General features: G+C 59.9%; 10 protein-coding genes. 7 read left to right on the top strand and 3 right to left on the bottom strand.

Going from position 1 to position 13,641, the window contains the following annotated elements; all coding sequences use genetic code 11:
• The first annotated feature begins 38 nt into the window (after positions 1 to 38).
• The 3 genes from ACFVTG_RS10700 to ACFVTG_RS10690 are packed head-to-tail and all read left to right on the top strand — an operon-like array spanning position 39 to position 3,183.
• Entirely contained in the window at positions 39 to 1,352 is a 1,314-nt protein-coding gene (locus tag ACFVTG_RS10700) for an ABC transporter substrate-binding protein (RefSeq protein WP_390280236.1), read from the top strand.
• A 29-nt stretch (positions 1,353 to 1,381) separates the two neighbouring features.
• Positions 1,382 to 2,332, top strand: a complete 951-nt coding sequence (locus ACFVTG_RS10695) for a carbohydrate ABC transporter permease (protein ID WP_390280234.1) — start codon at positions 1,382 to 1,384, stop codon at positions 2,330 to 2,332.
• Positions 2,329 to 3,183, top strand: coding sequence for a carbohydrate ABC transporter permease (locus ACFVTG_RS10690; protein WP_284756015.1), 855 nt, complete (start codon positions 2,329 to 2,331; stop codon positions 3,181 to 3,183). Before ACFVTG_RS10695 ends, ACFVTG_RS10690 begins: the two co-directional genes overlap by 4 nt.
• 182 nt (positions 3,184 to 3,365) lie before the next feature.
• On the opposite strand, the gene ACFVTG_RS10685 is transcribed toward ACFVTG_RS10690, so the two are convergent.
• Together ACFVTG_RS10685 and ACFVTG_RS10680 are read right to left on the bottom strand one after the other, a co-directional pair.
• Positions 3,366 to 4,334: a LysR family transcriptional regulator gene (locus ACFVTG_RS10685; protein WP_284756013.1), complete on the bottom strand. Its 969-nt coding sequence runs from the start codon at positions 4,332 to 4,334 to the stop codon at positions 3,366 to 3,368.
• 34 nt (positions 4,335 to 4,368) lie between these two features.
• On the bottom strand, positions 4,369 to 5,790 hold the full coding sequence (locus ACFVTG_RS10680) for an aspartate ammonia-lyase (protein WP_390280232.1): 1,422 nt from the start codon (positions 5,788 to 5,790) through the stop codon (positions 4,369 to 4,371).
• 288 nt (positions 5,791 to 6,078) lie between these two features.
• Between ACFVTG_RS10680 and hisD the strand changes: the two genes are divergently transcribed.
• Together hisD and treS are read left to right on the top strand one after the other, a co-directional pair.
• The gene (hisD, locus tag ACFVTG_RS10675) at positions 6,079 to 7,377 is read left to right on the top strand and encodes a histidinol dehydrogenase (RefSeq protein ID WP_390280229.1); all 1,299 of its coding nucleotides are present in this window, start codon (positions 6,079 to 6,081) and stop codon (positions 7,375 to 7,377) included.
• Positions 7,378 to 7,576: 199 nt separating this feature from the next.
• On the top strand, positions 7,577 to 9,841 hold the full coding sequence (treS, locus tag ACFVTG_RS10670) for a maltose alpha-D-glucosyltransferase (RefSeq protein ID WP_390280227.1): 2,265 nt from the start codon (positions 7,577 to 7,579) through the stop codon (positions 9,839 to 9,841).
• Positions 9,842 to 10,523: 682 nt separating this feature from the next.
• On the opposite strand, the gene ACFVTG_RS10665 is transcribed toward treS, so the two are convergent.
• Positions 10,524 to 11,417: a LysR family transcriptional regulator gene (locus tag ACFVTG_RS10665; RefSeq protein ID WP_390280225.1), complete on the bottom strand. Its 894-nt coding sequence runs from the start codon at positions 11,415 to 11,417 to the stop codon at positions 10,524 to 10,526.
• 149 nt (positions 11,418 to 11,566) lie between these two features.
• Between ACFVTG_RS10665 and ACFVTG_RS10660 the strand changes: the two genes are divergently transcribed.
• Both ACFVTG_RS10660 and ACFVTG_RS10655 read left to right on the top strand, forming a co-directional pair.
• Positions 11,567 to 12,727, top strand: a complete 1,161-nt coding sequence (locus tag ACFVTG_RS10660) for an iron-containing alcohol dehydrogenase (RefSeq protein ID WP_284756009.1) — start codon at positions 11,567 to 11,569, stop codon at positions 12,725 to 12,727.
• A gap of 93 nt (positions 12,728 to 12,820) precedes the next feature.
• A partial coding sequence (locus tag ACFVTG_RS10655; RefSeq protein ID WP_390280222.1) for an aldehyde dehydrogenase family protein occupies positions 12,821 to 13,641 on the top strand: 821 nt, incomplete at its 3' end.

Genomic DNA, 13,641 nt, shown 5'->3' with positions numbered 1-13,641 from the left:
AATCCCGCCCCGCCTCAACCAGCAAAAAGGAAGAAGCCATGAAGAATATACTCCCCCCCACCGCCATGTCTCGTCGCGGTTTCCTCGCCCTCACGGGGGCTGTTAGCCTCACCGCTTCCATCAGCGCGTGCGCCGCCGGCGGTGCCGGAAACGCTTCGGCGGGTGGCGGTGGCACTATCAAGTTCTGGGATATGCCGTGGGGCAATCAGGACTACTTGGGCGCGGCCCAAGGTCTAACCCAGGCCTACAAGCCTGGCGATGGGTTGCCTGGAGCGTCCTATCAGCAGGTCAACTGGGATGGATTCAACCAGACGTTTTCCTCCGCAATCGCTTCCAACACAGGCCCTGCCGTCTCAACGGGCGGTGGATTCCAGGCCTTCCAGTTCGCGAAGCAGGGTGCCATCGCCTACGCCGACAACCTCATCGATTCCTTTAAGAAGGACGGCACCTACGACGACTTTCTCCCACACACACTTGATGCCATGAAGACCTCCGACGGTTACGTCGGAATCCCGTGGAACCTCGACGTCCAAGTCTTGTGGTACCGCAAGTCGATCCTGGACCAGATCGGAGCAACGCCGCCGCAGTCCTGGGCTGACGTGCTGGACGTGGCAAAGAAGGCTTCTGCCAAAGGTTATGTCGGTTTCGGCATCAGCGGCGGCAGCGGTAACTACGGACCCATGGCAGTGCTGAGCCTGATGATCAACAACGGCGGTGGCCTCTTCAACTCCAATGGCGACCTCGACATCGTCAATGACCGCAATGCGGAGGCAGTTGATTTCCTCACTGAGCTGGTCAAGCAAGGTCTCGTCGATCCAGGCTCCGTGAGCATGAAGGACGACGATCTCACCACTCTCTGGACGAATAAAAAGGTAGCCCTCGGATTCCAAAGCCCGGCATTCAACAACGTCGTCGGCGACGAGAAGGACGTCCTCGTTACGGACCCCCTCAAGTCCCACCGCGGCGAGGTCGGGGGACTGTACTACGTGAACAACATCATGATGTACAAGAACACACCATCCCAGGCCGGGTCTGAAGCCTTCACCTCGTACTACATCAAGAACATGAAGACCCTCTGGCAGAAAGGCGTCATGCAGGGACTGCCCGCCCTGAAGTCCATCACCGAGATCCCAGAATTCAAAGCAAACGCACAGAACACGGCCGTCGTCGAGAAATGGCAGCCGATTTGCAAGACGACCGCGGCTCAATCGAGCGCCCTTACCGCCAAGCTCGCAACCATTGACGGCGGCCAGGCCATGACGGACTTCTGCCAGACCGTCCTCGCCGGAAAAACCCCGTCCAAGACCATCCTGACCAAGCTTGAGAGCGACATCAAGGCCGCCATCTCCTAGCGAAGCAATAGCGAAAGCCGTCACACACCATGAGCACCTCCGTTCGCCGCACTGAACTACCTTTGACGGTGAGGACGCCGACCCACGAACCGCTGAACCGCCGCCGAAGGAGCAGTCCCGGCCGCGCGCCTGCAACCAAGCTCTTCCTGATCTTGCCGTCAGTCGTCATACTCATCCTCACGAACGCGTACCCGATCGCCTACGCTGCCTTTCAGGCCCTGCATAACGGGAGCCTGATCTCACCAGGGGAGTTTGTCGGAGTTGACAACTTCGCAAAAGTCCTGGCCGATCCTGCCTTCTGGCGAGCAGCGGGATTTACCGCTGTCTTCGCGGTCGCAGGCGTCTTCGGAAGCTGGATCATCGGGATCGCAATCGCACTCCTGCTCCGTACCCGGATTCCAGCCAAAGGGCTCCTCAAGACAATTCTCCTGCTTCCGTGGGTTGTGCCGATTGTCGTCTCGGCCATGTCCTGGAACTGGCTCATAGGAACGAGTTCCAGCCCTGTCCCGACGATCTTCCACGCGCTGGGCTTCGGGGACGCCATCTTCCTCTCCGATCCGCTTGGCGCCCAGATCACGGTCTGTCTGTTCGAGATCTGGGTCAACTTTCCGTTCATGATGCTCATGATGAGCGCGGCTCTGAGCTCCGTAGATGAAAGTATTTACGAGGCCGCCAAGATCGACGGCGCCGGCGCCTGGCAACAGTTCCGTTACATGACACTGCCTATCATCGCGAAGCCCACGTACATCTCCTGGGTCTTGATGGCGATCTTCTGCGTCAACGACTTCCCGACTGTGTATCTCCTCACCCATGGTGGCCCGGTCGGCGCGACGAACACCCTGGTTGTCCTGGCCTACAAGACCGTATTCCAGAACTTCCAGACAGGCCCGGGCGTTGCCATCGCCTTCCTCATGACCCTTGCATTGGCCATTGTGGCCGTGCTGCTCTTCCGACAGATCCGAAAGTCGACCTCACAATGACCACTGCAACACTCAGAACCAAGATCGCAACACCACGGCGGTCCATCGAAGCAGGAAGTCGCGGGCAATGGCTGCGCTTTGCGATCCTTGTCGCACTAGCAGCATTCGCCCTCATCCCCATTGCGGGAACCGTTGGCCTCTCCCTCCGGGCGAACAATGGGACGGGCTCCCTAACCCTGGAAAACTTCGCCAACGTGCTGAGCAGCAGCGGCACGGTCGCCTGGCTGGTCAACAGTCTCCAAGTTGCATTGGCGACAGTCGTGGTGTCGGTAGCAGTCGCGGCGCCGGCCGGCTATGTTCTATCCCGAGGGAGGGGCCGGCTCGTCGGAGGCTATTCCCTCCTGCTCTTCGTCGTACAGGCCCTGCCTGTGATCACGTCCGTGATTCCGTTGTTCATCCTCTTCTCCCACATCGGGCTGGCTGACAATCTCGTCGGGATCACCATTCTGTATGTCGCGAGTTCCATGTCCGTCGCGACGTGGATGATGGCCTCCTATATGGACGGGATCCCCGGGAGCCTCGAAGAGGCTGCATGGATCGATGGAGCATCGGTGTTCAAAGGATTCCTTCACATCGTGCTCCGGAACTCGCTGCCAGGTGTCCTCTCGACAGCCATCTTCACCTTCCTGATGGCCTGGAACGACTACCTTGTCGCATCGATCTTCCTTCGCTCAGCAGGAACCTTCACGCTCCCGATCGGCGTCCAGACCTTCTTTCAGCAGCACTCGACCGACTGGGGATCCGTTATGGCGGTTGCCGTCATCATGCTGCTCCCACCCACGATCATCTTCGCGACACTGAACAAGTTCTTCAGCGTCGGAGGTGTCGCGGGATCATTGGCGGGCCAGTAAGGGTTCCCCGCATTTCTCGCGGAGGTCGGCTGGGCGTACCAGGACCACCCTATGTTCCTGCAGGACTTGGCTTGTCTCAATAGGAGTGGCCGGCATCGAGTAGATGCCGGCCACTCCTATTTCTGAAAGTGACGATATCGGCGGCGGAGAAGTATGGACCTGGACTCGACGGACTTTTGTCGTCAGTGACTTTCGGTCAGAAACGCTTCAATGTCGCGCGCGCCATCGAGTATTTCGGCCGTGCCATGGTCGGAGGTCTGGTGGTCAATAAGCGCTGAATGTGCCAAACGGGCCATCTCCTTGGTCGGCGGAGAGAGAAGCTGCCCGCGTCTCTTGATGAGGGCCAGAGTGTCAAACATTGGCTCAGCCAAGGAGACAGCCTGAAGCCCACGCGGGAAGACCTCGGACTCAAGCGAAGCCCTGCAGGCTATCGTGTCGCCGAATCCGTCCGCAGCCAGCGACAGCGCAGCTGACAGATACTCGACTTCAATGCCAGCATTAAGGGACAAACCACGCAGTCGAGCCCGGGAAGAGAGTTGCTTTCGGGCGGGATCTGTCTGAGCGTAGTGAGCGTCGTAGAGGATCAGGGGAGCGCTGCAGATCGCGGCGATATCCGGGGGTGTCTGGACCCGCTCCGGAACGGCACTGACGTAGACCACCTCATCCCGGGCCAGGGGAAGTACGTCGAGGCGATCGTCATCAATCGGCAAAGTGACCAGGCCCGCTTCAAGATGTCCCGAAACGACATCGCTGACTGTTTCGGCGCTATTCTGACCCACGAGGCGGATACGCACATTCGGGTGTTTCTCGCGAAAGCGCTTGGCCAGATCCTGACGGATGTAGAACTCTGCATTTCGCAGGAGCCCGAACGTTGCGGTACCACCGCCCAGGGAAAGTAGGGCGTTTACTGCTTCGGTGCCCTGCTTGGCGGAGAAAATGGTCTGCTCCGCGTAGGGCAACAGCTGCTCACCGGCCGCCGTGAGTACGAGAGCCCGGCCACTGCGGTTGAACAGTGGCACGCCAAACTCTGTTTCCAGCCGGCGGATGAGGTCCGACACTGCCGGCTGGCTCATGCCCAATTCGGCAGCGGCAGCCGTGAAAGTCTGTCCGCTGGCTGCTGCCACAAATGCTTCAAGTTGGGCCAAGGTCATAAGTCAATCCTATAGCTCACGGGTAGATGATGCTCTACTGCTCTCCCGGGAAGATGCCACCGCCGGCGATTGCCTGTGGGTGAAGCAGCCGGCCCAGGAGCTCCGGGTCGAGGAGTGCCCTGTCCAACACAAGATCAACAACGGCCTTGCCGGTGCGCAGTGCTTCCGCGGCAATCTCGCCGGACATGTGGTACCCCAAATAGGGGCTCAGAGCCGTGACGACGCCGACACTCCGAGCGACATGGTCGTGGAGTGTTTGTTCGTTGGCAGTGATTCCGTCGATGCAAGCGTCCGCGAGCGTGTTTGCCGCTATCCGGAGGTGGTTAATGCTTCGAAACAGGCTCGAGGCTATGATCGGCTCGAAGGCGTTCAGTTGCAGCTGTCCTGCTTCCGCAGCGAGGGATATTGTTACGTCGGCGCCCATGATCTCAAATGCGACCTGGTTCACCAGTTCAGGGATGACCGGGTTCACTTTCCCGGGCATGATGCTGGAACCGGCTTGTCGGGCAGGAAGGTTGATCTCGCCGAACCCGGCGCGAGGTCCGGAAGACAGGAGGCGAAGGTCGTTGCTGATCTTGGACAACTTGACGGCTGCCCTTTTCACTGCGGCGGAAACCAGAACGAAGACGCCGCAGTCCTGAGTGGCTTCTACCAGGTCGGGGCTGATTGTCACGGGCAATCCCGTGACTGCCTCAAGCTTCTCTCTAACTATCGACGCGTAGCGGGGATGCGCGTTCAATCCGGTACCGATCGCCGTCGCCCCGAGGTTGATTTCGTGCAGATGCACCACGGCCTCAGTCAGCCGCGCCACGTCCTCCCTGATGGTGACGGCATAGCTTCTGAATTCCTGGCCCAATGTCATGGGTACCGCGTCCTGCAATTGGGTTCGCCCCATCTTCAGAATGTGGTCAAACTCCCGCGCCTTTCGTTCACACGCGGTCTGAAACTTTTCGAGTGCGCCGACGAGGGCATGGCAGCCGTGGATAGTGGCAAGTTTCAAGGCGGTTGGATAGACGTCGTTCGTCGACTGGCCCATATTGACGTGTTCGTTGGGACTGACGAGACCGTACGAGCCTCTTGGTTCATTGAGGTGGTCCAGCGCGCGATTGGCGATGACCTCATTGGCGTTCATGTTTGTTGAGGTTCCAGCGCCTCCCTGGATCAAAGGAATCGGAAACTGGTCGTCGAACTTTCCCGATCGCAAGTCCTGGCAAGCGGCAACGATGGCGGCGCCTAAGTTCGAGTCCAGCAATCCGAGTTCCATATTGGCTCTTGCCGCCGATTCCTTGACCGCTGCGATTGCGCTGACGAGCCCGGGCGCGCTACCCACCGTTTCCCCGCCCAGCCGGAAGTTCTCCATTGCCCTGAGCGTGTGGATTCCCCAATAGGCCTCAGCCGGGACCTCACGGACACCCAACAGGTCTGTCTCTACGCGCGTTCGCTGTTCCTGATCCATGATCCATCACCTAACTCCGAGACTGGCTGTTACTGGGGCGTCACGAGTTCAGGACTGAACATCCAGGCCTGGTGCGGACGCGCCGTGCATTCATAAGTAAACCTTCTGCATTATGGAGAAAGGCTAGCATTTACTTTAGCAAGATGCTACGGTTGGATCTCGAAGGATAAGGAAATGCTTCCCACTCTGCTGTTTATCAAAGCTTAATACTATGCTTGAGTGGTTTCCAAGTAACGAGGAGCACACGCACTACTTGCGCTCTGGCTCCAGCAACGAAAGAGAAAACCATTGCGCACTTCCCTCAAGAATGCTGACGTCACCATCTCGGACCCCACCTCGTCTTCGGGCGTGAGGCAAACGGTCGAAACCGTCATCTCGGACATTCGCGAACGCGGCGACGAAGCCGTTCGGTCCTACTCCGAGAAGTTTGACAAGTGGTCTCCCACATCGTTTCTCCTCTCCCAGGAAGAGATTGATGCGGCTATCGACCGGCTCCCGGAGCAGACGGTTGAAGACATCAAGACTGTCCAGCGCAACGTCGAAAGGTTCGCCCGGCTGCAGCTCAAGTCGCTGACAGAGTTCGAAGCCGAGGTCGAACCCGGCATCATTCTCGGCCAGAAGAACATCCCGATCGACGCCGTAGGTGCCTACGTTCCCGGTGGTCGTTACCCGCTTCTGGCCTCAGCCCATATGACCATCGTGACTGCAAAGGTTGCCGGCGTCCGCAGGGTGGCCGCCGCTACGCCAGCGGCTGGCGGAGTAATCCCCGACGCCTCGATTGCGGCCATGCACTTGGCTGGAGCAGACGAAATCTACTTGCTCGGCGGAGTCCAGGCAGTCGCAGCCCTGGCCGTGGGCACCGAGACAATTGGGCCCGTGGACTTCCTTGCCGGCCCCGGCAATGCATACGTCGCTGAGGCCAAGCGGCAGTTGTTCGGTGAAGTTGGCATCGATCTCTTCGCAGGACCCACCGAGGTTCTCATCGTCGCCGACGAAACGGCCGATCCTTTCCTGATCACTGTTGACTTGCTCAGCCAGGCCGAACACGGTCCGGACTCTCCTGCGATTCTTGTGACGACCTCGAAAGAGGTCGGACAGCAGGTGCTCGAGGAAATCGACCGTCAACTGGCTGGCTTGTCGACCCGCGCAGTCGCAGAAGTGGCTTGGCGCGATCACGGCCAGGTGATTCTGGTCGACGACCTCAAAGAGGCATACGCCGTCGCTGACGAGTTTGCCAGCGAGCATGTCCAGATCCTGACGGCCAACCCCCGCGAAGCACTGGACAGCATGATCAACTATGGAGCGCTGTTCCTGGGGGAAAATACCTGTGTTTCCTTCGGCGACAAGGTCATCGGCACCAACCACGTTCTTCCGACCCGCCATGCCGCCCGATACACCGGCGGACTCTGGGTAGGGAAATACATCAAGACCGTAACCTACCAGGAGATAACCTCGGTTGCCGCCAGTGCCGAACTTGGCGAACTACTCGGTAGGGCGGCCCGGGCGGAGAACTTCGAAGGCCATGCACGCTCCGGCGACATCAGGGCCTCTCGCCTTGCAGGAGAACGGCCGGCCTGGGCTTCCTAGCGATACCTAGGGTGGAGCGCGAACCGCAGGCGCTCCACCGACCGGGTCGCGGAAGCGACTCATCAATGTCCACCAATGGCGAGGGCGCGGATCCCCGGCGCAAGCTCCACAGCGTGGGACCGAACCATGGTCTAGTGCGGACACCTTCGCCTAGGCTAACGGCCACAGCAAAGTCTGGAAGGGACGAGGTTACCTGCAAATGAACACTCCGGAATCCATGAACCGTGAATCAGCGGAAGAACCGAGCGACGACCAGGCCGTGACGGCAGCCTTGTCTGAGATTACCTACGACGAGCAGTTCTATCCTGCCCGCCCCCGTCAGCTCCGTCCCAAGGCCCGCCGTCGCCAAACACTGGATGAGGGGCGACCGCCGTTTGACCCGGACGGGCGGAACGCCGTCTATGTTGAGTGGCTGAGAAACCAATCCATGCTCGGCGATGCCGATGCCATGTCAAGGCAGCTGTCCGGCCAGGCGAGCATGTGGCAAAAACCGTTCGCACATCCAAGTCCCCGCTCAGCCCTGGACAGGGCGTCGGTATGGTTCACCGCGTATCCCTTGTCCTTTATTACAGCTCCAGGGCAATCGTTCTTGGGGGCGCTGGCGCAACCCACCCTTTGGGATGCGTTTCAGGAAATCGGCATACATGCTCTGCATACGGGACCCGTGAAGCGCGCCGGAGGAATCACCGGCTGGGACTACACGGCCAGCGTGGACGGACACTTCGATCGAATCAGCATGGCCATCGATCCGTCTTTCGGGACCGAAGAAGAATTCCGAGCAATGTGTAGGGCCGCCACCGATCATGGCGCAACGATCGTTGACGACATCGTTCCCGGGCATACGGGCAAGGGCCCGGACTTTCGTCTGGCGGAAATGAATTACAAAGACTATCCCGGGATCTACCACATGATCCATATCCCGGAGTCTGACTGGCATCTGCTTCCGGATGTCCCCGAAGGCAAGGACTCGGTCAACATCAGCATCGACGCCGAGAAGGCACTTCAAGAGGCAGGCTATATTATTGGCCAACTGCAGCGCGTGATCTTTTATGAGCCCGACGTCAAAGAGACGAACTGGAGCGCCACGCGGGCGGTGTCCGGCACGGATGGCACGATGCGCCGGTGGGTCTACTTGCATTATTTCAAAGCCGGACAGCCGTCCATCAACTGGTTGGACCCGACTTTTGCAGGCATGCGACTTGTCATCGGCGACGCGCTCCACTCGCTGGTGGATCTTGGAACGGGCGCCTTAAGGCTGGACGCGAACGGATTTCTCGGCGTCGAGAAGAGCGCGGAGGAACTCCCCGGTTGGTCAGAGGGGCATCCCCTGTCCCAGGCCGCGAACCAGCTCATCGCGAGCATGGTGCGAAAGGTCGGTGGCTTCACGTTCCAGGAGCTCAACCTCACCATCGACGACATAAAGGAAACCTCCGTAAACGGACCCGATCTCTCCTACGACTTCGTGACCAGACCTGCCTACCACCATGCACTTGTTACCGGAAATACAGAGTTCCTTCGCCTCACACTCCGGTTGGCAATGGAGGCCGGCGTCGATCAGGCCTCCTTGGTCCATGGGCTGCAGAACCACGACGAACTGACATACGAACTCGTCCATTTCACTACCCGGCATAAGGATGAGACCTTCAATCTCTTCGGCCAGAACCTGACCGGGGCCGGCGTCGCTGAGCGGATCCAGAATGATCTCCGGGACGGCCTCACGGGAGAGGCCGCGCCGTACAACCTGCTGTTCACCACGAACGGCATCGCTTGCACCACCGCGAGCGTCATCACGGCCGCACTGGGCATACGGGACCTCGAAACCATGACCACCGAGCAGGTGGATCAGGTCCGCGACGTGCACTTGCTTTTATCGATGTACAACGCGTTGCAGCCTGGGGTTTTTGCTCTCTCAGGCTGGGATCTCTTAGGGGTTGTTTCCGTGGATGTCGACAAAGTGGCTCAATTGGTGTCTACGGGCGATACCAGGTGGATCAACCGCGGTGCGCACGACCTGATGGGGGTCAACCCCGGTGTTGCCGAGTCGTCATCCGGTCTCCCCAAGGGGAGGAGCTTGTATGCAACGCTTCCTGAGCAGCTGAAGGACGAGACGTCTTTTGCTCGAAAGCTGTCCGTCATCCTCGCTAAACGCGAAGAGCTCCAGCTTGCAAAAGGCGAACTCATCGACGTCCCTGACGTTTCGCACCCAGGGATGCTCGTCATGGTTCACCGGCTTCCCTCAGACTCCATCGCGGTCACTGTTCTGAACTTCACCGGCGAAGACATTTCCGGAACGGTCAACTCGACACTTCTGACCCCCGGCGCCGACGTATCGGATGCCTTTACTGGAGAGACTCTCAATTCAGTGGACGACCTACACAGTTTCTACTCCGATGTTCCCGCCTTCGCGGGAAGTCTTCTTGTGCTTCGAGAACCCGCACCAAAAGGCGGAGAAGAAGCGCCCTGAGCGCGGGATAAGGAAAGGGGGCCCATGGGCACGAAGATTCTATGGCGCCGCCGTCGTGATGAGTCATCACCTCTGCACTGGACTGAGACTGCCAGGCCCAGGTTGTCACGTATCGGCGCCCGGAACCAGATCGGAGAGCCTGCGCAACGAACTCCGTCAACGATGCTTCCAAGCGGCAGCCTATTCAGCACCATCTATGCGGGTCGCCATATCTGGTTTTCAGCCGCCAGATCGGAATGATCGGTAGGAGCTCGCTTGCGCAAGGCCTCCGTCCACCCCTCGTCGCACCCGAGGACGGATACGGCGTGCAAAAGAACCCAGCCAGGCCATCCTGGCTCCTAACGTTGGAAACCTATGAATGATTACTACTTCGCCGGCGTCGCACGCGCCGCAGGCATTGGAAGCGATCTCCGACTTCGACATGACTGGGGCCTTGCCAAGGGGCAGGTCGTGGAAGTGCGCCATCGCAACATTCCACCACGCACTGGATTGGTGGAAGACGTTACGGCGGACGGCTCCATCCTTTGGCTAGCTGCCGATGGTCCCTCCACCCGAACAATGGTCGACAGATCAGAAGGATATGAAATCTGGGGCGACGAGGGTGGCTCAAGGGATGCGGCATGCACCTGATCGAAGCAGAGCGGGACTCGATTCCTTGGGTGTGGGTGCCGTATTGGCCGGCCTACCGTATCGGCTCCAGGTAGGGGTGGGAGGCCGCGAGGTCGAAGAGCGCGTTCTGGACGGCCTTCGTTCGCGCCAGACGCTGGAGTTCGCGCGGAACCGCGAGCCAGTACTTCCTGCGGATGTGAACCGTATCCGCAAGAATCCGCACGAGGCGTCGATCGGATTCGCCAATGAACAACGGAAGAACTGCCACTCCAAGGCCAGCAACAGTGGCCATCCACTGCCCCGTGATGTTGTTTGTCTGTATAGCGGGGCGGACTCCGGGCAGCGCCGTGTCCAGGAAGCGCAAGTCAGGAATATCCAGAAGTGAATCGACGTAGCCGATGACCGAATGGTCTTGCAGGTCATCCACGACTGCAATGGTCGCACTGGATTCCAAGTACTGTGGTGCGGCATACAGGCCAAGCGGGTAGGTTGCCAGGGCTGTGGCCGAGACACCGCGAATAGTGGGCTCGGCCAATGAAATCCCGACGTCGAACTCCTTCGTGGCAAGCAGGTTCAAACGGGTCGCCGTCACGATCTCGATGGCAAGATCCGGATGTTTGCTTCTTAGGCCTCCAAGCCCGGGACTCAGTACGAAGGCTCCGAATCCATCCGGGGTTGCGATGCGGACCGTTCCCGACAAACGGCCCGGCTCAGATCCCAGCTCTTCTGCCGCCGCCAAGAGCGACGACTCGACTGCCTCGGCGTGTATAGCCAGCCGCTGACCGGCGTCCGTGAGCGTCCAGCCGCCGGTCGACCGTACGAAAAGCCGGGAAGCAGCCGCTCGCTCAAGGTGGGAAATTCGCCGTCCCACGGTGGTGTGATCCACCCCTAGGCCTCGAGCGGCGGCTACCAGTTTCCCGGTCCGTGCAACCTCAAGAAAGAAACGTAGATCATCCGCGGAAATCATCCCATTAGCTTATCGTGCAATTATGCACAGCCGGTGGCACATTTGGGCATTGATTCGGACTATGAACGCACTGAAACTTGAAACGGATATTTACACGGAACCGCCTTCGACGCACAGATGCGAGGGCGGTCGGAAAACGAAGGTGTTCCATGGTCGCAAACATCGCTCTTCCCCGAGTCATGAAGGTTGGAAGAGGTGCCGTAAGTCAAGTCGGCACCCTGCTGAGGGAACTGGGCGCAACTCGTCCACTCATCGTCACGGATTCGTTCATGCTGACTACAGGCAGCGTTGATTCGATCATGCACTCGATCCGGCAAAGCGGTTTTGAGGCTGCGATCTTCTCAGGCGTTGTGCCCGACCCCACGACCGCTTCCCTGAGTGAGGGCGTCGCAGCAGTGCAGGACCACGATGCTGACGTCATCATCGGCCTTGGTGGTGGCAGTGCGATTGACACCGCCAAGGCTCTCGGCCTGCTCAGTCGCCAGGGCGGCCAAATGCGGGATTTCAAGGCGCCCCGGAACAACAACGGGCCTTCTGTTCGGGTTGTCGCTATTCCCACAACTGCAGGCAGCGGCTCGGAAGCTACTCAGTTCTCGATCATTAGCGACTCTGAGACCCACGAGAAGATGCTCTGCGCAGGGATCTCGTTCCTGCCAGTGGCGGCAGTTATCGACTACGAGCTCACGCTGTCGATGCCGCCCCGGCTGACCGCGGATACGGGCATCGACGCCTTGACCCATGCGATAGAGGCCTACGTCAGTCGGAAAGCCAACTCCTTTTCCGATGCCTTCGCTTTGTCTGCCATTCGGGCTATCGGCCCAAACTTGCGGCGCGTATACGCGGACGGAACGAACGCGAAGGCCAGGGAAGCCATGATGCTGGCTTCCACACAGGCAGGCATCGCATTTTCCAACTCCAGCGTGGCCCTCGTTCATGGAATGAGTCGACCGATTGGTGCCCACTTCCATGTTGCCCACGGTTTGGCCAACGCAATGTTGTTTCCGTCTGTCACGGAATTCTCGGTGTCGGCCGCGGCGCCAAGATACGCAGACTGCGCCAGGGCGCTTGGCATAGTGAGTTCAAGCAGTTCGGATCAATATGCCGCCGAGTCTTTGGTGGCTGAGTTGCACGCTCTCAACCGCGACCTCAACGTTCCAACACCCGAAGCCTTTGGGATCGACCGCGCAGCCTGGGAGGAAAAGATCCCTCTAATGGCGGAGCAGGCGCTCGCTTCCGGCTCCCCGAGCAACAATCCCCTCGTTCCGGACACTGAGCAGATCGAAGGTATCTACAAGGAAATCTACTCTTAGCTCCTCTGAAAATACCCGGACCAACGAACCACTGTCGGCCGGCGTGAACCCGGTACGGCCTTCCCAACTTGAACACTCTGAAAAGGATCCACCATGACCATGATCAAGCATTTCATCAACGGTGTTGAGACCGCCGGCGCGGGTGACCGGAGCCAGCCGGTGTACAACCCGGCCACCGGTGCCGTGTCCGCCCAGCTGCGGCTCGCGAACCGGGCGGACCTGGACGCCACGGTCGCCGCGGCGAAGGTCGCGGCCGAGAAGTGGGGCGATTTCTCCCTGGCCAAGCGCACCGCGGTGCTGTTCAGGTTCCGCGAGCTCGTCGCCTCCCACGTGGACGAACTCGCGGCCCTGGTCACGGCGGAGCACGGCAAGGTCATCTCCGACGCGAAGGGCGAGATCGGCCGCGGCCTGGAAGTCATCGAGTTCGCCTGCGGGATCCCGACCCTGCTCAAGGGCGAGTACTCGGACCAGGTCTCCACCGGCATCGACGTGTTCTCCTTCCGCGAGCCGCTCGGCGTCGTCGCCGGGATCACCCCGTTCAACTTCCCCGTCATGGTGCCGCTGTGGATGGCGCCGATGGCGATCGCCACGGGCAACGCGTTCATCCTCAAACCCTCCGAACGGGACCCCTCCGCCTCCATGCTGCTCGCGAAGCTCTGGAAGCAGGCAGGCCTGCCCGACGGCGTGTTCCAGGTCCTGCACGGGGACAAGGAAACCGTCGACGGCCTGTTGACGCACCCGGACGTGGACGGCATCTCCTTCGTCGGCTCCACCCCGATCGCCCAATACGTCCACGAAACCGCCACCCGGCACGGCAAACGGGTCCAGGCCCTGGGCGGGGCGAAGAACCACGCGATCATCATGCCCGACGCCGACCTGGACAACGCCGCCGACCACCTCGCCGCCGCCGCGTT

The organism is Arthrobacter sp. NPDC058127 (assembly GCF_042884555.1).
Lineage (GTDB): Bacteria > Actinomycetota > Actinomycetes > Actinomycetales > Micrococcaceae > Arthrobacter.
This window is presented reverse-complemented; position numbering and strand designations above follow the sequence as displayed.

Bases quoted from the DNA above. Each gene is read 5' to 3' on its own strand.
- ACFVTG_RS10700 (WP_390280236.1), top strand. From the start codon at position 39: ATGAAGAATATACTCCCCCCCACCGCCATGTCTCGTCGCGGTTTCCTC.
- ACFVTG_RS10695 (WP_390280234.1), top strand. From the start codon at position 1,382: ATGAGCACCTCCGTTCGCCGCACTGAACTACCTTTGACGGTGAGGACG.
- ACFVTG_RS10690 (WP_284756015.1), top strand. From the start codon at position 2,329: ATGACCACTGCAACACTCAGAACCAAGATCGCAACACCACGGCGGTCC.
- ACFVTG_RS10685 (WP_284756013.1), bottom strand. From the start codon at position 4,334: ATGACCTTGGCCCAACTTGAAGCATTTGTGGCAGCAGCCAGCGGACAG.
- ACFVTG_RS10680 (WP_390280232.1), bottom strand. From the start codon at position 5,790: ATGGATCAGGAACAGCGAACGCGCGTAGAGACAGACCTGTTGGGTGTC.
- treS (WP_390280227.1), top strand. From the start codon at position 7,577: ATGAACACTCCGGAATCCATGAACCGTGAATCAGCGGAAGAACCGAGC.
- ACFVTG_RS10665 (WP_390280225.1), bottom strand. From the start codon at position 11,417: ATGATTTCCGCGGATGATCTACGTTTCTTTCTTGAGGTTGCACGGACC.
- ACFVTG_RS10660 (WP_284756009.1), top strand. From the start codon at position 11,567: ATGGTCGCAAACATCGCTCTTCCCCGAGTCATGAAGGTTGGAAGAGGT.